This window comes from Streptomyces sp. NBC_00038 (genome assembly GCF_026343635.1).
GTDB lineage: Bacteria > Actinomycetota > Actinomycetes > Streptomycetales > Streptomycetaceae > Streptomyces.
In genome coordinates this window covers 509,882-528,244 of sequence record NZ_JAPELQ010000002.1, presented here as the reverse complement: position 1 = coordinate 528,244, position 18,363 = coordinate 509,882, and the positions used below count along the sequence as shown (strand labels likewise).

The following is an 18,363-nucleotide window of genomic DNA, read 5'->3' as shown; positions in this document are numbered from 1 at the left end:
CGCTCAAACGCTCAATACATGTTGATGAATTGAGCGTATCGATCGCTTGCGGTGGTATGGCGTTCGGCTGAACTCCCGAGCCGGTAACTCCGTATCTCTCCACGGGGATGGCGGGAGACCGCGCGCACGGAAGGAGAGCAGTGTGTCGACACCGCCCGAACACGGGCAGCCTGTGCGCCGCCCGGCGCTCGAACCCACGTATGTCCAGCGCCGCCGCCGGACGGAGGCCCTCGCCGAACTGCTGAGGGAGTTCCGCGAGGACCAGCAGAGCGCGGACGCGGAGGAGAGATACGAGTCGATCGTCTTACCCCGGGTGCAGGAAAGTGAGACGGAGGAGCTGCCGCCCGTCCTGGTCGGGGAGGACTACGCCGGCGGTGGGGAGGCGAAGCGCGCCGCACCGCTTGGGCGTGAGTTGAGGCATGGCCAAGGGCACGACCCGGGCCTGCGCCGAGCCGCGGTCGTCGTCGGGGTGGCGGCAGCCGCCCTGACCGGATTCGCCCTGGCACTCCTGCTGCCCGGCGGCGACGGGGACGCCGGCGCACAGGCCGGCGCTGTCCCGTCCGCTACGGCACCCGTCGCCCAGGCTCCTTCCGGGGCCGCCGACCCGGACGGCGCGGGCACCCTCCGGGAGGGAGACAGCGGCGCGGAGGTGACGGAGCTCCAGGAACGGCTCCTCGACATCCCGGACGTGTACGCCGACGGCGCCACGAGCGGCACCTACGACCCCACGCTCACCGAGGCCGTGGCCCGCTTCCAGCTCTGGTACGGGATCCGGGGCGATGAGACGGGCGTCTACGGCAACGACACCCGGGCGGCCCTGGAATCCCGCACGTGAAGGTCCCCTGGCCAGGGGTCGGTCACAGGTGCCGTCGGAAAGCCGGTTGGGCGTCGAGGCGTCGCACATAGTCCTGGAGGAGTGCGTACGAGGACAGGTCGCCGGCCGCTTCGAGAGGAGCGAGGGCGACCCAGAGGTCCACATCCGCGGCGGTCAGTTCCTCGCCCAACGCGTAAAGCCCGGAGGCGAGTCGACGGTTCAGCAGGTCGAGAGCCGCCGACCGCCTTTCCGGCTGCGCGCCGGGGGTGACATCCCGGTCGAGGAGGTCGCGAAGGGCGTCGATGTCCGCGGCGAGGGCCGACGGGCGGAGCGGGGAGTGGCAGGATCCGGCGCGGTCGGTGAGGAGGTCGGCGAGGTCGCGCAGGATGTCGGGCGTGTGATTGCTGACGACGCGTCCGCTCCACCGGTCGCACAGCGCGGGCGCGGTCAGCGGACCGTCGTAGTGGTGCCAGGTCGCCTCGTACGCGCTGCGCAGTGAGGCGAAAGCGCAGGGAGTGTCGGCGGGGCGTGCCAGGAGCGTGGTGGCGACGGAGTCCTTGAGGCCCAGCAGGTCGAGCGTGATGGAGACGCGCAGCGAGAGGGGACAGCGCGCCGACAGATACAGCTCGTAGCGGTGCGGTGCCGGGTAGAAGCCGCCGGCCAGACCGACGCCGATGCGGCTGCGGAAACGGTGCGGGCGCGTGGCGGGTGTAGCGGTGATCCGGGGGCGAGGGATCGCGTCAAGTGAGCTGGGGGCGCACGTGGTTGGGGTACACGCGCGGGAGGTTCCGGTGTTCGGGACGTGCGAGGACAGGGTCTCGGACATGACTCTCCCTGGGACGAGGAGGCCACGGTCGCCTTGTGGGTACCGCGGCGGAACGGAGTGACTGCGCTTCGTACCGGTCCGGACCGCTCGGACTAGTAGGCGCTGGAGACCCGCAACAAATCGATGTGCAGGCGCCTCGTCAAACCGCTCTTGGTCATTCCCACCGGTCCCACACTCGGGGCTCGCCAGACGCGAGACCACGCTTGTCCCGCCGCACCGGCGGAACCCGGTCGTCACCCGGGGCACCCCGTCGCGGTGGAAGGGTTGCCTGCCAGCGGGCCGGGGCCGATAACCGTACGAGCAGAGGAAACCTGCCCGAGGGGCGCTGACAATCGTGACCGTCCTCGTCAGTGTCGGTGCGCTCCGTGAGGCCGTCAAGAAGGCCTCCGGCGGAGTCTCACCAGGTGGTCATCCGGCGCGGCTCAAGCCGGATGCGCGGGGTGGAACAGATTGCGCGGCAGGGTGGTTGTCCCTTCCGGGGAGGCACGGCGCTGTGAGAACGACCATGATCTCCGGGCATTGCGCACCGCTGTGGCCTCCCGTAACGTCCCCAGCAGGTTATGAGCGTCAGCGTCAAGCCCTGGCTTGCTGACCGGCAACCCTCCTTCGCGGCGGGGTGCTCCAGGTGACGACCAGGCGGTGCCCGTCCCGGGTTCCGCAAGCGCGACGCCGGCGGCCTCCAGCCCGCCGAGCCGGAAGGGCGGAGGTGACGGACGTGCAGGCCCTGCCCCGCCTCCGTGTCATGGTTCTCGCCCCGCGCCGCCGCGTGCACCTGTACTCCCGGCCGCACATCGACCTTCAGCGCGTGGCCGGCGCGCTCTGTCGTCCCTGACCTGTCACCTCGCCGCCGCACCCTCTCCGAACCGAGGGCCCGGTGATCTCGTACGGTCGATCAGGAAGGCACCCCAGTCGTGTCCTTGTCATCCTCGCTGCCCTCTTCCCCTCCCTCCTCTCCTACCGCCTCTGCGGTGCACCTCGCTGTGGCCCTCGACGGCGCGGGCTGGCACCCTGCCGCCTGGCGCGAGCCGGTGGCCCGTCCCGGTGAGCTGTTCACCGCCGCGTACTGGACCGATCTGGTCACCGAGGCCGAACGCGGCCTGCTGGACTTCGTGACCATCGAGGACGGGCTCGGTCCCCAGTCCGCGCGCCTAAGCGAACCGGACGGACGCACCGACCAGGTACGCGGCCGACTCGACGCCGTCCTCATCGCCGCCCGCGTCGCGCCGTTGACCAGCCATATAGGACTCGTGCCGACCGTGGTGGCCACACACACGGAGCCGTTCCACATCTCCAAGGCCATCGCCACCCTCGACTATGTGAGCTCCGGCCGCGCGGGCCTGCGGGTGCAGGCGTCCGCGCGGCGGAACGAGGCCGCGCACTTCGGACGCCGTTCGTTCCCGAAGCTCCGCATCGAAGACCTGGAGACCCCGGCCCTGCAGGAGTTGATCGTCGATCTCTTCGACGAGACCGCCGACTACGTCGAGGCGGTGCGCCGGCTGTGGGACAGCTGGGAGGACGACGCGGAGATCCGGGACGTTGCCACCGGCCGCTTCGTCGACCGCGACAAACTGCACTACATCGACTTCGAGGGCAAGCACTTCAGCGTCAAGGGCCCCTCGATCACGCCCCGTCCGCCACAGGGCCAGCCCCTGGTCACCGCACTGGCCCATGAATCCGGAACGGGCGCACCCTTCCGGCTGCTGGGCCGCAGCGCCGACATCGGATACGTCACTCCGCACGACGCCGGGCAGGCACGTGCCATCGTCGCCGCGGTTCGCACCGAACAGGAGGCGGCCGGACGCGCCGAGGAGCCATTGCACCTCTTCGGTGACCTGGTGGTGTTCCTGGACAACAACCCCGCCGCGGCCGTCGCCCGCAGGGAGCGTCTCGACGCCCTCGCGGGCTACCCGTACACCAGTGACGCGAAGGTGTTCACGGGTACCCCTGTGCAACTGGCCGACCTGCTCCAGGAGTTGCAGCAGGCCGGACTGACCGGCTTCCGACTGCGTCCCGCCGTCGTCGGCCATGACCTCCCGGCGATCACCCGGGGCCTGGTCCCCGAACTCCAGCGCCGCGACGCCTTCCGGCACTCCTACGAGGCCGACACCCTGCGCGGTCTGCTGGGCCTCGCCCGCCCCGCCAACCGCTACGCCGCCGCCCACGCCTGAGCCGGAGGGACCCAACTCATGAGCAAGTCAACGGACAAGCCGCTCAAGCGGATCCACCTCGCGGCGCACTTCCCCGGCGTCAACAACACCACCGTGTGGAGCGACCCCGAGGCCGGCAGCCACATCGAGTTCAGCTCCTTCGCACACTTCGCGCGGACCGCCGAACGCGCCAAGTTCGACTTCCTGTTCCTCGCCGAAGGCCTCCGACTGCGCGAACAGGGCGGCAAGATCTACGACTTGGACGTCGTCGGACGGCCCGACACCTTCACCGTCCTCACCGCGCTCGCCGCCGTCACCGAACACCTCGGCCTGACCGGCACCATCAACTCCACGTTCAACGAGCCCTACGAGGTGGCCCGCCAGTTCGCGAGCCTCGACCACCTCTCCGGCGGGCGCGCCGCCTGGAATGTCGTCACCTCCTGGGACGCTTTCACCGGCGAGAACTTCCGCCGTGGCGGCTTCCTCCCGCAGGAGGAGCGGTACTCCAGGGCCAAGGAGTTCCTGGCCACCACCAACGAACTGTTCGACTCCTGGCACGGGGACGAGATCGTCGCCGACCAGGAGAGCGGCACCTTCCTGCGGGACGCGCAGGCCGGAGCGTTCGTGCACAAGGGACAGCACTTCGACATCGAAGGGCAGTTCAACGTGCCGCGCAGCCCGCAGGGCCGCCCGGTCGTCTTCCAGGCCGGAGACTCCGAGGAGGGACGCGAGTTCGCCGCCGCGGGCGCGGACGCGATCTTCAGCCGGTACAGCACCCTCAAGGAAGGACAGGCGTTCTACACGGACGTCAAGGGGCGCCTGGCCCGGCACGGACGCACCCACGACCAGCTGCTGATCCTGCCCGCCGCTACCTTCGTCCTCGGTGACACGGACGCCGAGGCGGAGGAGATCTCCCGCGAGGTGCGGCGCCTTCAGGTGAGCGGCGCCACCGCCATCAAGCACCTCGAGTTCGTCTGGAACCGTGACCTGTCCGCGTACGATCCGGACGGCCCGCTTCCCGACATCGATCCGGACCTCGGCGAGCACACCATCGCCCGGGGGCGCGCCCAGGTGCGGATGTACCGCGACCCGCTGGCCACCGCCCGCGAGTGGCGGGAGCGCGCTGCCGCCAACAAGTGGTCCATCCGCGATCTCGTCATCGAGACGGGCAACCGGCAGGCGTTCATCGGCTCCCCGGCCACCGTGGCCGAGACCATCAACGACTTCGTCCAGGCGGACGCGAGCGACGGCTTCATCCTCGTCCCGCACATCACTCCGGGCGGCCTCGACGGCTTCGCCGACACCGTTGTCCCGCTGCTCCAGGAGCGCGGTGTCTACCGCACGGAGTACGAGGGCACCACCCTGCGCGACCACCTCGGCCTGGCGCACCCCGACTCCGAGGCGCCGGCCGAACGAGCCGCGTCATGAAGTTCCTCGCCATCACCCTGATCGTGCACGCGCCGGACCCGGTGACCGGCCTGAAGAAGCCGACCAACGAGCGTTTCCGTGAGGTCGTCGACAACGCCCTGCTGGCCGAGGAGTTGGGCTTCGACGGCTTCGGCGTGGGGGAGCGGCACGAGCGGCCGTTCATCTCCTCCTCGCCGCCCGTCGTGCTCAGCCACATCGCCGCGCTCACCTCCCGGATCCGCCTGTTCACGGCGGTCACGACGCTCAGCCTCCTCGACCCGGTGCGCGCGTACGAGGACTACGCGACCCTGGACCATCTGTCCGGCGGACGGCTGGAGTTGATCATCGGCAAGGGAAACGGCACCGCCCAGCGGGAGCTGTTCCACGTCACGCCCGAGGACCAGTGGGACCGCAACGCCGAGAGCTACGAGGTGTTCCGGCAGCTCTGGCGGCAGGACAAGGTGACCGCCGCGACCCGCTTCCGCCCCGAACTCAGCGAGGCGGAGGTGTGGCCCCGGCCGTTCCAGCAGCCCGTCCGGGTCTGGCACGGCAGCGCGACCAGCAAGGAGTCGGTGGACCTCGCCGCCCGCTACGGCGACCCGCTGTTCTCGGCGAACGTCACCAACCCCATCGAGCCGTATGCCGAGTTGATCCGCTACTACCGTGAGCGCTGGGAGTTCCACGGCCACGATCCGGCGAGGATCGCGGTCGGCGCCGGGACGGCGGGCTACTACGCAGCCCGTACGTCGCAGGAGGCGATCGCCGCATACCGGCCGGTCTTCGAGGGGCAGTTGGCATTCCAGAAGAGGCTGGGCCTCGAGCCGGTGTTCCCGACCCTGGAGGACTTCGTGGAACGCAGTTCGGCGCTGATCGGCAGCCCCCAGCAGGTGATAGAGAAGGTGCACCGCTACCACGAGCAGTTCGGGCACACCGTGCTGCACCTGCACGCGGACGCGAGCGGGCTGACCGGAGTCCAGCACCGGGCCTCCCTCGAACTCTTCCAGTCCGACATCGCGCCCGTGCTGCGGCGGGAGATCCCGGACCCGCCGTTCACGTGGGGGCCGGTGTTCGGGGACCCGTCGGCGGCCACGGCCGGCCCGCCGGTCACGAACGCACCGGAGCGTGCGTCCACGTCCGAGCGTGCGTCCGCAACGGCGTCCGCAACCGAGCCCGCTTCCGAGCCCGAGCCCGAGCCCGCTTCCGAGCCCGAGCCCGAGCCCGCTTCCGAGCCCGAGCCCGCTTCCGCCCCCGAGCCCGTCGACCGCTGAGGAGGACCGATACCCATGTCCGACATCCCCCTCGGCGTACTCGACCTCATCCCGATCCCATCCGGCTCCACCGCCGCCGACGCGCTGCGCAACTCCATCGACCTGGCCCGGCGGACCGAGCAATTCGGGTACGCCCGCTACTGGTTCGCCGAGCACCATCTCAACCCGGGCGTGGCCGGCACCTCACCGGCGGTCGTCCTCGCCCTGACCGCCTCCGCGACCTCGACGATCCGGCTCGGCTCCGGGGCCGTGCAGCTCGGTCACCGCACCGCCCTCTCCACGGTCGAGGAGTTCGGGCTGATCGACGCGCTGCACCCCGGGCGCCTGGATCTGGGGCTCGGCCGCTCCGGCGGTCGCCCGCCGGGCGGGCCGGCCACGCCGCTGCCGACCGCCACACCGGTCGTCGACGGCCGTACCCCGAACGGGCTGCGGATCCCACCGCGGTTCTCCTTCGAGTACCTGCTCGGCTCACCCCGCGTCGCGCTCCAGCGCAAGCTGCTCCAGCAGCCGAACGCCGAGTCGCAGGAGTACGCCGAGCAGATCGACGACATCCTCGCCCTGCTGGCGGGCACCTACCGCTCCGCGGAGGGCATCGAGGCGCATGTCGTCCCGGGCGAGGGCGCCGACGTACAGGTGTGGATCCTGGGCAGCAGCGGCGGCCAGAGCGCCGAGGTGGCGGGCCGGAACGGCCTACGGTTCGCGGCGAACTACCACGTCAGCCCGGCGACGGTCCTGGAAGCGGCGGAGGGCTACCGCGCCGCGTTCCAGCCCTCCGACGTACTCGACAAGCCCTGCGTCAGCGTCTCCGCGGATGTTGTCGTCGCCGAGGACGACGACACCGCCCGCGAACTCGCCGCCGGCTACGGCCCCTGGGTCCGCAGCATCCGCACGGCGGAGGGCGCGATCGAGTTCCCCACGCCCGCAGAGGCCCGCGCCCACGTCTGGACCGAATCGGACCGGGCGCTGGTCCAGGACCGCCTCGACACCCAGTTCGTCGGCTCCCCGGGCCGGGTCGCCGACCAGCTGGAACAACTCCAGGAAGCCACCGGCGCCGACGAGTTGCTGATCACCACCATCACCCACGGCCATGCCGACCGGGTGCGCTCCTACGAGCTGTTGGCCAAGGAGTGGCAACGCAGGTGACGTGGCTTGCACTGGGCGGCGGCCCGTCCGCCGGGCGGGCCGACGTCACTCCGGCCGGTCGAGCCGAAGCGCCTTGGTGAAGCAGACGCTGAACGGATTGCGGTCGTACGGAGCGTACGGCCGCACCCGCTGCCAGCCCTCCCGCGCGTACAGCGCCTGCGCCTCCGGCTGGAACTCGCCTGTCTGCAGCCACAACCGCTCGACACCGAGTCCGAGCGCGGACGACTCCACCGCCTGGAGCGACGCTTGGGCGAGACCCCGGCCGCGGTGACCGGGATGGACGAACACCCGCTTCACCTCGTACCGGTCGGGCAGCCTGCGCAGCGAGGCGGTGGCCACGGGGACCTCGTCCGCGTACGCGACCCAGGTGACGACGATCTCCTCGGCCGTCGGCTGGGGCGGGCGTACGCGGCGGTGGGCGACCGGTGCGTAGCGCGGTGCCAGCTCGGCGGACATCTGTTCGCGGAGCAGGGCCGGAGCCGGGGCGTCCCAGTCCTCGGTCACCCAGCGGACGGTGGTGGTGGGCGGCAGGGGTGTGACGGTTCCTTGCGAATGGGTGTGGGGCGAGAGCCCGGCCGCGTGATCTTTTCCCTGGAGCATGCGCACATGCTCACACCGGCGGTCGGCCCATGTCTTCGGCTGCGGCCGGCTGTTCGCAGAACGGAAACACCGCGTTCGCAAGCCGCGAGCGGGAGTCGCGGACGAGCCGAAAGGTGAGGTCAGGCGGCGTCGTGGAAGACGAGGCCCAGCGTGTGACGGCGCCCGGAGCGGACGGTGCTCACGCCGTGCCGCATCGGGCCGGTCGACCAGCCGCGCTTGGAGGCCACCGGACGGTCGCGGGTCGTGAAGACCAGGCCGTGACCCTGCGGCAGGGTCGAGGAGGAGCCGCGCGACTGCGCACGCGGACGTTGCTCGGTCATGATGAACTCGCCGCCGGTGAAGTCCACTCCGGGGGCGTCGAGGCCGATGACGACCTGGAGCGGGAAGAGCATCTCGCCGAACACGTCGCGGTGCAGGGCGTTCCAGTCGCCGGGCCCGTAACGCAGCAGGATCTGCGCGGACTTGGCCTGCCCGGCCGCATGGCACATCGCCACCCACTCCTCCAGGCTGTCGGGCCAGGGCGCCGGTTGCCCAAGTCTGCCGGCCCAGTCGCGGGCGATCGGCAGCAGGCGCGGGTAGAACGCCGCGCGCAACTCCCGCACGACAGCGGGCAGTTCGTGGGTGAAGTAGCGGTACTGGCCGGAGCCGAAGCGGTGACGGGCCATGTCCACCGTCGTACGGAAGCGGTCGGTGTCGTCGTACAGGGCGGCGATCTCGTGGCACTCGTCGGGCGATAGCAACGGACCGGTGAGCGCGCTGCCGTGTTCGTCGAGCTCGGCGGCCAGAGCGTCCCAGTCACCGGCCCCGACGCGGTCTGCGACGGGGCCGACCGGGTGCATGACTGCCGCCCGCCGTGTGCCGGTCATGACGACGGGGCCCCGGCCGGAAGCACGTTCTCCAGCTCCAGGAGCCGCTGCTTGCGCTCCAGCCCGCCCGCGTAGCCGGTGAGTGCCCCGTTCGCGCCGATCACGCGGTGGCAGGGGCGCACGACAAGGAGCGGATTCGCGCCGATCGCTGTACCCACGGCACGCACCGCGGCCCTCGAAGCGCCGATCTGCGCGGCGATCTCGCCGTAGCTGAGGGTGGTCCCGTACGGGATGACTTCGAGGGCCTTCCACACCCGCTGCTGGAACTCGCTGCCACCGCCGACGTATTCGATGTCGAAGTGAGTCAGGCCCCCCTCGAAGTAGGAGCGCAGTTGGGAGACGATCTCCACGAACGCGTCCGCGTCCTCGACCCAGCCCTCCTGGACGACCGCACCGGATTTCTGGCCGGGCATCGACAGCGAGGCGAGCGCCGTGCCGCCCTTCGCCGTGGCCGACTCCTCGCCCACGAGCAGGAGTTCACCCAGCGGGCTGTCGATCGTCGTGTAGACCGTCATCAGGCATGTCCTCTCTTGCATTTCCATCTCTTCCACCTCCAACAATGAGGTGTCGCGAGCACCGATGCTGGCGGGATTCGGACGTCGCGTCACGTCACGCCCCGGCGGATCGGCGCCGGTCGGCGGCGGCGCGCCAGAAGTAGTGCATGGCGTACGTCCGCCAGGGCCGCCAGGCTTCTGCGTCGACCGCCTCGGCACCCGCCTGGCGCATGCCGGCCTGGATCGCCACGTCTCCGGTGAGCAGTACGTCCGGGTCGCCCAGGGCGCGCATCCGGATGTAGCCGGCGGTCCAGGGGCCCACACCGTGCAGGCCGAGCAGAGCCTTCTCGGCCTCGTCGCGGTCGGCGCCCGCGTCGAGGCTCACGGTGCCGTCGGCGAGCGCACCGGCGACCGTACGCAAGGTGTCGCGGCGCGCGTCGGGCATGCCGAGCTCGTCGAGCGAGGCCTCGGCCAGGGCGTCGGCGGCGGGGAAGACATGCGTGAGCCCGCCGCTGGGCACGGGGAGGGGCTGCCCGTAGGCGGCGACCAAGGCGCTGCCGAGCTTGCGCCCGGCGGCGACCGAGACCTGCTGGCCCAGCACCGCGCGGACGGCGAGCTCGTGCGGATCGGCGGAGCCCGGGGCCCGCAGCCCCGGCCGCAGCGCGACCAGCGGTGCGAGCGCGGCATCGGCGCCAAGGCGCTCGCCGACCGCGTACGGGTCGGCGTCCAGGTCGAACAGCCGCCGGACCCGCTGGGTCGCCGTCGTCAGGTCGCGCAGATCGCCGAGGTGCAGATGGCAGCTGAGCCAGCCGGAGCCGAGCACCTCGCCGACCTCCACGACACCCGTGCCATGGGGCAGCTGCAGGGCCCGCCGGTACGTCCGCGCGCCGCGCTCGCCGGTGATTTCCTCGACGCCCGTGAGGGCCCGCTCGCCCAGGTAGTCGAACAGCTCGGTGGCCGCGTACGGGCCGCGGTGGGCGAGCCGCAGTGGCACCCCGCCCGCTCCGTTCGCCGTGCCGACCGATCCATAGCGTGCGGACCGCCCCGGTTTCGCCGCGCGGAGCCCGCTGGGGGTGACGGCGTAGATCTCCCGGACGGTGTCGTTGAACTGCCGGACGCTGGCGAAGCCGGCCGCGAAGGCGATCTCGGCGGCCTGCAAAGTGGTGGTCTGGAGCAGGATCCGCGCGGTGTGGGCCCGCTGCGCCCGCGCAAGCGCGATCGGTCCCGCACCCACTTCGGCGTTCAGCTGCCGCTGTACCTGCCGGGCGCTGTAGCCCAGGTGTTGGGCGAGCCCGGCCACGCCCTCGCGGTCCACGACACCGTCACCGATCAGCCGCATCGCGCGGCCGACCACATCGGCGCGGGCGTTCCACTCGGCCGAGCCGGGCACCGCGTCGGGGCGGCAGCGGCGGCAGGCCCGGAACCCGGACCCCTGCGCGGCGGCCGCGGTCGGGAAGAAGCGCACGTTCTGCCGCCTGGGTGTGGTCGCCGGGCAACTGGGGCGGCAGTAGATCCCGGTCGTCGACACGGCGAAGAAGAACTCGCCGTCGAACCGGCCATCGCGGCTGCACACCGCCTCGTACCTGCTGTCGTCGCTCGTCACCCTTCCACTGTGTGCCAGGACCCGGCACCGCGCTGGCGGAAATCGGACATCACGTTTGCCGCGACCGCCCGGGGAGGTGGGCGCCGCTCACCTCCCCGGGCAGAAGGTCAGCGCCTGGTCAGCCGTACGGACAGGCCCGCGGCCGTGTACACGGGCACCGCCCGGTACCCGTCCGCCTGCACTTCGATACGCCCGAACTGGCCCCGCAGGGAGGGTGCCGCGATCACCGGAACCGTGGTCCTCGTGGCCGGCGGACGGGAAGCGTCCAGCCGGAGCGACAGGACACTGTCCCCGGCGAGCAGGACCCGCCGGTCCACCGTGAGCGCGGGCACGCGCCCGGCGCGGAGCGTCACGTCGAGGGTCGCGCCGGATGCCTGCGTGTAGGAGCCGCGCACGCGGGCGGCCGTGGCCGCCCGCAGCGTGCCGCCCTGCACCCGGACGTCACCGTGTCCCAGCGCTCCCGCGGAACCGGCGGTCAGCGTGCCCTCCTCCAGCACCGTGCCGCCCGTGTGACGGTTGGCTCCCGTCAGGGTCAGTGAGCCGCTGCCGCGCTTGACGAGACCCCCGCAGCCGGAGATGTCGTTGCGCCAGGAGTCGGCGGCGCCGAAGCCCCCCTCGGCCGCGTTCAGGGTGACGGTCACGTCGGAGTCGAAGGCCCCGTACCCGTCGGCGGCGGCGAAGAGGTTGAGGCGCCCCCACTGCTCGTCGCCGTCGAGCAGGACATACCCGGACGGCAGCGCGGTCGTACGGAGCACCTCGCGGCGCTGGGCCGCGTCGAGGTAGGGGAGCCGTGTCTCCAGGAGGACCTCGGCGCCCTTGGGCACGGTGATGTCCTCGGAGCGGCCGTGCCGGGTCAGGATGTACGTCAGACGCGGGGTGAGCGCGCGGGAGTTGGCGTCCCGGTCGGCGTACTTGTCGGTCTCGACGCCCGCCGAGTGGGCGTAGGCGTACAGGGTGTCCGCCGTCGTGCCGGTCTGCTGCTGGAAGTACGCGGCGGCCTGGGCGCGCGCCGCGGCCTTGAGGCCCGCGTACTGCGGATCGGCCAGCGTGGCGGCGGCCAGCGCCGTGGCCATGGTCCGGCCGCCGATGACGTCGACGGGGGAGTGCATGCCCGACATGATCCGGGTGTGGCTGAGCTCGGAGGCACGTGCCACCAGTTCCTGGAACCGCTCGGGCACGGCGTACGCGAACGCCAGGGCCGCCAGGTAGAAGGCGTTGGTGTGCCCGCTGGGGAAGCCGCCGTCGTCGGCCGTGGTCGCGCTGCGCTGCCACAGCAGCTGCGGGGCGACGATCACGTCGGAGTCGTACACGGGGTAGCCGAGTGCGTCGACCTTGCCCGTGTCGACGACCTCGCTGTCCTCCGTCATGCGCCACGGACGCGGGTACTGGTAGGAGTACTTGGCCGGGTTGCCGGAGGCGAACGGGCCGCGCACCGTGTCGACCAGCTTGGCGACCGTGCCGAGCGCGGAGTCGTAGGAGCCCGCGCCCTGGGCTGACCCGGCGGGCGCGTCGGCCGGCACGGCATCGCTGATCTTGCCGGACGGGGTGCCGTCGGGTGCGCTGGTGATCGAAGTGACCGCTTTGGCGCCCGACTTGTAGAGCTCGGCGAGCGGGCCGAGGCCGACGATCATCGCGTAACTCTGGTGCTGCCGGTCGTAGATGAACGCCTCCTTCGCCTGCGCGTCGGTGCGGGCGGCGGTGACCTCGGCGCAGTAGCGGACGTTCGCGCGCAGTACCTCGGGCTTCAGCGGTGTGCCCGTGTTCCAGGCGTCGCCCGTCTTCCACACCTTGCCCATGCCGCCGAGAATCCGGATGACCGCGTTGGTCTCCGGCGTCGTGTTGGCCACGACGTTGGTGGTGTAACTGTCGACGAACGCGGAGCCCGTGGCGGCCTTCGCGTCCGCGGCGGCGAGCCAGGTGGCCAGGGTGGGCGCGGCCACTACGCCGGCCGTGGCGCCCAGGGACGTCTTGAGGAATCCGCGTCGGTTCACGGAGCGTTCGGCGAGCGATGCGGGGGACTGCTTCCCGGCGGAGGACGGCATGGGCTGCCTCTCTTGAGTTCTTCGGCCGTGCGGCCGGCGAGTCGGTGCGATCGGTGCCGGCTCGTGGGGCGCCGGGATACACATGGTGCTGAATGCGCTTACCGGGGCGCACCAGCGAAGAACTACTGCTGAGTAATGTCGGAACGGGGGAGACCCGACGACCAGGCCATGTCAGACGAGTGAACGGGCCATCGCGACGGCTCCCTCGACCGGCGGTGCCCGCAGGGGCCTCGGCCTGGCCGTGGGGGCGGCGGTCGCGAGGGAGGACACGAACGCCTCGTACAGCGACGGTTGGGCGAGGACGGTGCTGCCCGCGACCACGACGTCGTCGACGGTCACGCCGCGTGCGGCGAGCCGCGCGACGAGCGCGGCAAGTGCCCGCCCGCCCTCGGCGATCACCGTGCGGGCGAGGAACGATCCGGCCTCGGCGGCCTCGAACACGACCGGCGCGTGGCGGCCCCACTCGGCGGAGATGTCCGTGGCGCGCTCAAGGGCCCCGCACAGCAAAGGGACTTCGGGGACGTCGAACGCGGACAGCAGGCCGAGCGCGAGCGCGTCGGGCTCCTCGCCGCGGTCGTGCGCCGCCCATACGGCCCGGACCGACTCGCGGACGAGGCCGGCCGCGCCGCCCTCGTCACCCAGCACCGCGCCCCAGCCGCCGACCTGTACCGGGCTGCCGTCGGCAAGCAGGCCCACCGCCACCGAACCGGTGCCCGCGACCAGCCCCACACCCTTGTCCAGGCCCGCTGCGGGGATCAGGAGTTGGGCATCGCCGACGACCAGTGCGGGCGCGTCGAAGTGGAGTTGGAGAGCGGTGCGTATCTGCGCGCACTGGCGCGGGGTCTCGCAGTCGTGTCCGCCGACGGCGAGCGCGGAGGGGCGCGCCCCCGCCGGAAGGGTGTCGGCGAGCAGTGCGGCCAGCCACCCGGCGGCTGCGACGGGGTCGTGCGGTCGCCAGCCGCCGCTCGCGCGGACGCGGTCGGCCACGAGGGTGTCGCCAGAGAGCGCGCGGAGATGCGTCTTGGTGCCGCCCACGTCGATCCCGACGACCAGGGGTGCGGATTCCTGCACGGATCCTCTTTCGTCGTTGCATGGTGCTGCGACGGCGGGCGAACCGTGCCGGGAGGAAGGGAACCAAGGAAAGGGGAGGAACTAGGGAAGCCCCGGGACGGGCCTCTGGTGGAACACGGCAGGCGAGTACCGTGACGTTCGTTAGGAAGTTAACTAACGAAGTACAGTGCGTCAAGAGGTGTCGCCCACTCGACCGCCCGGCGCGGAAGGTGCGTGATGCCGGCGCCTTCCATCGCCGCATCCGGCTGAGCCGATCGACCCGGTATCGCGGCCCGTTATCTGTGGGGGAACTGTGGAACTCGATGTGGCGAAGACCCCCCGTCTGACCGAGAGCGCGAGCGCCGTATTCGCCGTGCTGGCCCAGGCGGGCACCGCGACCCGGCCGCAGCTCGCGAGCCTGGCGGGCCTGTCCAAGCCGACGGTGTCCTCCGCCGTCGCGGAACTGGAGGGCGTCCGGCTCGCCGCGCATTCCGGTACGTCCTCCAGCGGCACCGGTCGCAACGCCGCTGTGTACCGGATCGGGCCGGCCGCCGGCACGGTGCTCGCCGTCGATCTCGGCCCCGCCCTCACCCGGGTCCGCGGCTGCGGTCTGGATGGCACCCTGCTAGCGGAGGCGACCGGCTCACGCGCGGACGCCGTGGACGTCGTCTGTGAGGCCCTCACGGTGCTCGAGGCGGGCGCGCCGCTGCGCACCATCGTCGTCGCGGTCGGCGACGTCACCCCGCTGGAGCGGGAGGGCGACGGGACACGGCCCGCGACCGACAAGGCCGGGCCCGTCTTCGACGCCGTGGCCGTGGCGCTGCCGCCCGGCGTTCCCGTGCACCTGGAGAACAACGTCAACTGCGCCGCGCTCGCCGAACTCCACGAAGGCGCCGCCCGGGGCCGCGACACCTTCGGCTATCTGCGGGTCGGCGTCGGTATCGGTCTCGGTGTCGTGATCGGGGGCCATGTGCTGCGCGGCGCGAACGGAGCCGCCGGCGAACTCGCCCGGCTGCCCTACCCCTGGGACGACGACCTGGATCCGCGCCACGAGGCCCTGGAGGAGTACATCGGCGCCCGCTCCCTGCTGCGCCGGGCAGCCGAGGCCTGGCAGGACACCGACGGGCCGTGCCCGCGAACCGCCGAGCGGCTCTTCGCCCTCGCCGGTGAGGGCAGACCCGCGGCCCGCACGGTCGTCGACCGCCATGCCGTCGACGTCGGCCGGCTCGCCGCCGCCGTGACCGCCGTCCTGGACCCGGGGCTGCTCGTACTCGGCGGCAGCACGGGCGCGGATCCGCAGCTCCTGCCCGGTGTACGCGCCGAGCTGGCCCGGCTCAGCTGGCCCACCGAGGTGATCAGCAGCACCGTCGGAGACCTGGGCACGGTCGTGGGCGCCGCCCGGCTCGCGGTCGCCCGGGGAGTCCGAACCGTGACCGATGCCGCGCGAACGAAGGATTGACGGCTTCCGACTCAGTCTGCCAATGTCCGGACAAGCGCTTTCTAGGTCGGCCGGGACGTCGACCTGGGGTGAGCGTCCCGCCCGTGCACCGAGAGGCACGGCAGCCACGCGAGGGCGTGCTCGTGTGACGACGGCCATGGCGGCCGGGGATCCCCACCCGTCAGGATGGCGCGGCCGGGCGAGGCCGCGCTCCGGAAGGTGCCCTTCCGAACAGAATTCAGCCCGTGCCGTGCGACTGGCCGGGAATTCCGTCACGCACATCAAGGAGGACCCGGTGGGTCACCAGATCTCGCGCAGAACCCTCTTCCGCACCGCGAGCGGGATCGCCGTTGCCGGCGCGCTCGGCAGTTCGCTCAGCGCCTGCTCGGGGGGAACCGGCGCAGGCTCCACCAGCACCAAGCTGACCATGACGTGGTGGGGCAGCGACGACCGGCACAACGCCTACAAGAAGGCACTTGCCACGTTCCAGAAGTCGAACCCGGAGATCAAGCTCCAGGAGACCTACTCCGGGTACGACGGGTACTTCGACAAGTTCAACACCAACATCGCCGGCGGCAGCGCCCCCGACCTGCTCCAGATGGACACCGCGCTGGTCGCCCAGTACGCCCGCAAGGGTGTCCTCGCCCCGATCGACTCCTACGTCGGCAAGACGCTGGACCTCACCGGCTTCGCCAAGACGCTCCTCGCCGCCGGCACCGTCGACGGCAAGCTGTACGGCGTCCCGTCCGGCATCGGCGTCAACCAGCTCACCGTCAACCGCAGCGGCCTGGAGGCCCTCGGCCTGAAGCTGCCGGACCGCGAGTGGACCTGGGCCGACCTGAAGAAGATCTCCCAGGACGTCTACAAGAAGAGCAGCGGCAAGATCTACGGCGTCGACGACGGCGGCGGCGGCGCCCTCCAGTGCTTCGAGATCTTCGCCCGCGAGAAGGGCGAGACCTTCTTCTCCGACGACGGTACGAAGCTCGGCTTCACCTCCGACACGCTCCAGGAGTGGTGGGAGTACTGGGCCGAGATGCGCAAGCTCAACGCCTCCCCGCCGCCGGCGATCACCTCGGCCGCGCACAACGACCTCACCAAGAACGCGGTCGTCATCGGCAAGGGCCTGTTCACCTTCGACTCCGGTGTCTACGGCGCGGGCGGCTCCATCACCGACGCCCAGCTGGACTTCCTGCCCACCCCGCAGGGCGACTGGTCGGGCGCCCGCGAGGGCAACTTCGTCAACGGCGGTGTGCTGCTGAGCGCCACCAAGGCCAGCAAGAAGGTCGCCGACTCCGTGAAGATCATGTCGTTCTTCGCGCAGGACGACACGGCGATCAAGGACATGCAGCTGCTGCGTGGCATCCCGCCGACGGAGAAGGCCCGCAACCTGATCGCCTCGGGCCTGACCGAGACGGACAAGCTGAACATGGCGAACGCCGACTACATCTCCCAGCGCGTGGGGAAGGCGACCAACGCCCTGCCCGCTCCGGTGCCCCCGCCGCAGGGCGCCGACCAGATCTGGGACCTGCTGTTCCAGTCGAACCTCGCCGTCGCCTTCGGCAAGAAGTCGATCAAGGCGCAGCTGAGCGAGTTCTTCGACCAGGCGCCCGGGATTCTGGGCGCCTAGGCCGGCCTCGCCGCCGCACCACCGAACATCGGGAGAGGGCCAGGAAGATGAGTATGACCACCGCGAAGACCGACGAGGTCGTGAAGGAGCCGCCAGTACCGGCGACGCCGTCCGACCAGCGGGAGCGCGAGCGTATGCGCCGCCGCCTCGCCAGACGGCGGGGCGGGGGCTGGTGGCCGTACGCCTTCCTGGCCCCCTGGTTCATCGGCCTGTTCGGGCTGACGATCTACCCGATGCTCGACTCGCTGTACCTGTCGTTCACCGACTTCGACCTGCTGACGCCCCCGCAGTGGACCGGCACCGAGAACTACGAGCGCATGTTCACCCAGGACCCGGTCTTCTGGGACTCGGTGCACGCCACGCTCGTGTACGTCGTGGTCTCCGTGCCGCTGAAGCTGGCGCTCGCGCTCGGCGTGGCCATGCTGCTCAACCGCGACCTCAAGGGCATCGGGTTGTACCGGGCCGCCTTCTACCTGCCGTCGCTGCTCGGCGGCGCGGTGGCCATCGCCATCGTGTGGCGGCAGGTCTTCGGCGGCGACGGCCTCTTCAACGACTTCCTGGCCTGGTTCGGGATCAAGGGCCAGGACTGGATCTCCAGCCCCGACACCGCGCTCTACACACTCGTCCTGCTCGCCGTCTGGCAGTTCGGCACCCCGATGGTCATCTTCCTGGCCGGCCTGAAGCAGCTGCCGAAGGACGTGTACGAGGCGGCCGCGATCGACGGTGCCTCGCCCGTCACCCGGTTCTTCAAGATCACCCTGCCGTTGCTGACGCCGATCGTGTTCTTCAACGTCGTCCTGCAGATCATCGACGCGTTCAAGACGTTCACGCCCGCCTTCGTGATCAGCAACGGCTCGGGCGGACCGCTCAACTCGACCATGCTGTACTCCCTGTACCTGTACAAGAAGGGCTTCACCGACCTTCAGATGGGGTACGCCTCCGCGCTGGCCTGGGTGCTGTTCCTGGTCATCGCCGGCTTCACGGCGGTCAACTTCATCGCCAGCCGCTACTGGGTCCACTACGACGACTGAGCGAGGA

At 71.1% G+C, this 18,363-nt stretch carries 17 protein-coding genes and 2 riboswitches; of the genes, 9 read left to right on the top strand and 8 right to left on the bottom strand.

All coding sequences use genetic code 11. From position 1 onward, the window contains the following. Positions 1-142: 142 nt before the first annotated feature. On the top strand, positions 143-835 hold the full coding sequence (locus OG219_RS45475) for a peptidoglycan-binding protein (RefSeq protein WP_266837242.1): 693 nt from the start codon (positions 143-145) through the stop codon (positions 833-835). Positions 836-857: 22 nt separating this feature from the next. Here OG219_RS45475 and OG219_RS45470 read toward each other — a convergent pair whose 3' ends face one another. Together OG219_RS45470 and OG219_RS48330 are read right to left on the bottom strand one after the other, a co-directional pair. Next, the gene (locus OG219_RS45470; RefSeq protein WP_266837240.1) at positions 858-1,640 is read right to left on the bottom strand and encodes a glutathione S-transferase family protein; all 783 of its coding nucleotides are present in this window, start codon (positions 1,638-1,640) and stop codon (positions 858-860) included. A gap of 92 nt (positions 1,641-1,732) precedes the next feature. Next, positions 1,733-1,798: a putative leader peptide gene (locus OG219_RS48330; protein ID WP_353962418.1), complete on the bottom strand. Its 66-nt coding sequence runs from the start codon at positions 1,796-1,798 to the stop codon at positions 1,733-1,735. Positions 1,799-1,834: 36 nt separating this feature from the next. Next, positions 1,835-1,980, bottom strand: a riboswitch (SAM riboswitch). 216 nt (positions 1,981-2,196) lie between these two features. Beyond that, a riboswitch (SAM riboswitch) is annotated at positions 2,197-2,310 on the top strand. Between the two features lie 72 nt (positions 2,311-2,382). Here OG219_RS48330 and OG219_RS48325 point away from each other — a divergent pair. The 5 genes from OG219_RS48325 (at position 2,383) to OG219_RS45450 (ending at position 7,605) form a co-directional block, all read left to right on the top strand. Further along, on the top strand, positions 2,383-2,472 hold the full coding sequence (locus OG219_RS48325) for a putative leader peptide (protein ID WP_353962417.1): 90 nt from the start codon (positions 2,383-2,385) through the stop codon (positions 2,470-2,472). A 79-nt stretch (positions 2,473-2,551) separates the two neighbouring features. Then, a complete protein-coding gene (locus OG219_RS45465) occupies positions 2,552-3,808 on the top strand; it encodes an LLM class flavin-dependent oxidoreductase (RefSeq protein ID WP_266837238.1) in 1,257 nt (418 codons plus the stop codon). 18 nt (positions 3,809-3,826) lie between these two features. Then, positions 3,827-5,215, top strand: a complete 1,389-nt coding sequence (locus tag OG219_RS45460; RefSeq protein ID WP_266837236.1) for an NtaA/DmoA family FMN-dependent monooxygenase — start codon at positions 3,827-3,829, stop codon at positions 5,213-5,215. Beyond that, a complete protein-coding gene (locus tag OG219_RS45455) occupies positions 5,212-6,462 on the top strand; it encodes an LLM class flavin-dependent oxidoreductase (protein WP_266837234.1) in 1,251 nt (416 codons plus the stop codon). The genes OG219_RS45460 and OG219_RS45455 overlap by 4 nt, the downstream gene beginning before the upstream one ends. Before the next feature lie 15 nt (positions 6,463-6,477). After that, positions 6,478-7,605 carry an LLM class flavin-dependent oxidoreductase gene (locus tag OG219_RS45450; RefSeq protein ID WP_266837232.1) on the top strand — a complete coding sequence of 376 codons (1,128 nt, stop codon included), beginning with the start codon at positions 6,478-6,480 and terminating at the stop codon, positions 7,603-7,605. 45 nt (positions 7,606-7,650) lie between these two features. Here the strand turns inward: OG219_RS45450 and OG219_RS45445 are convergent, their stop codons facing one another. The 6 genes from OG219_RS45445 to OG219_RS45420 form a co-directional block, all read right to left on the bottom strand. Next, entirely contained in the window at positions 7,651-8,205 is a 555-nt protein-coding gene (locus tag OG219_RS45445) for a GNAT family N-acetyltransferase (protein ID WP_266837230.1), read from the bottom strand. A gap of 119 nt (positions 8,206-8,324) precedes the next feature. Beyond that, complete coding sequence (locus OG219_RS45440; RefSeq protein ID WP_266837228.1) at positions 8,325-9,071, bottom strand: 2OG-Fe(II) oxygenase; 747 nt, start codon at positions 9,069-9,071, stop codon at positions 8,325-8,327. After that, positions 9,068-9,586, bottom strand: a complete 519-nt coding sequence (locus OG219_RS45435) for a methylated-DNA--[protein]-cysteine S-methyltransferase (protein WP_266837226.1) — start codon at positions 9,584-9,586, stop codon at positions 9,068-9,070. Before OG219_RS45435 ends, OG219_RS45440 begins: the two co-directional genes overlap by 4 nt. 94 nt (positions 9,587-9,680) lie before the next feature. Continuing rightward, a complete protein-coding gene (locus tag OG219_RS45430) occupies positions 9,681-11,168 on the bottom strand; it encodes an AlkA N-terminal domain-containing protein (protein WP_266837224.1) in 1,488 nt (495 codons plus the stop codon). A 107-nt stretch (positions 11,169-11,275) separates the two neighbouring features. Further along, positions 11,276-13,210, bottom strand: coding sequence for a phosphatase PAP2 family protein (locus OG219_RS45425; RefSeq protein WP_266837222.1), 1,935 nt, complete (start codon positions 13,208-13,210; stop codon positions 11,276-11,278). 171 nt (positions 13,211-13,381) lie between these two features. Then, on the bottom strand, positions 13,382-14,281 hold the full coding sequence (locus OG219_RS45420; protein WP_266837220.1) for an N-acetylglucosamine kinase: 900 nt from the start codon (positions 14,279-14,281) through the stop codon (positions 13,382-13,384). Between the two features lie 304 nt (positions 14,282-14,585). On the opposite strand from OG219_RS45420, the gene OG219_RS45415 reads away from it, so the two are divergent. The 3 genes from OG219_RS45415 (at position 14,586) to OG219_RS45405 (ending at position 18,356) form a co-directional block, all read left to right on the top strand. Next, positions 14,586-15,719 (top strand): ROK family protein, encoded by a 1,134-nt coding sequence (locus OG219_RS45415; protein ID WP_266837218.1) that lies wholly within the window; start codon positions 14,586-14,588, stop codon positions 15,717-15,719. Positions 15,720-15,993: 274 nt separating this feature from the next. Continuing rightward, positions 15,994-17,325: an ABC transporter substrate-binding protein gene (locus OG219_RS45410; protein WP_266837216.1), complete on the top strand. Its 1,332-nt coding sequence runs from the start codon at positions 15,994-15,996 to the stop codon at positions 17,323-17,325. A gap of 53 nt (positions 17,326-17,378) precedes the next feature. Continuing rightward, positions 17,379-18,356, top strand: coding sequence for a carbohydrate ABC transporter permease (locus OG219_RS45405; protein ID WP_266837214.1), 978 nt, complete (start codon positions 17,379-17,381; stop codon positions 18,354-18,356). The last annotated feature ends 7 nt before the right edge of the window (positions 18,357-18,363 follow it).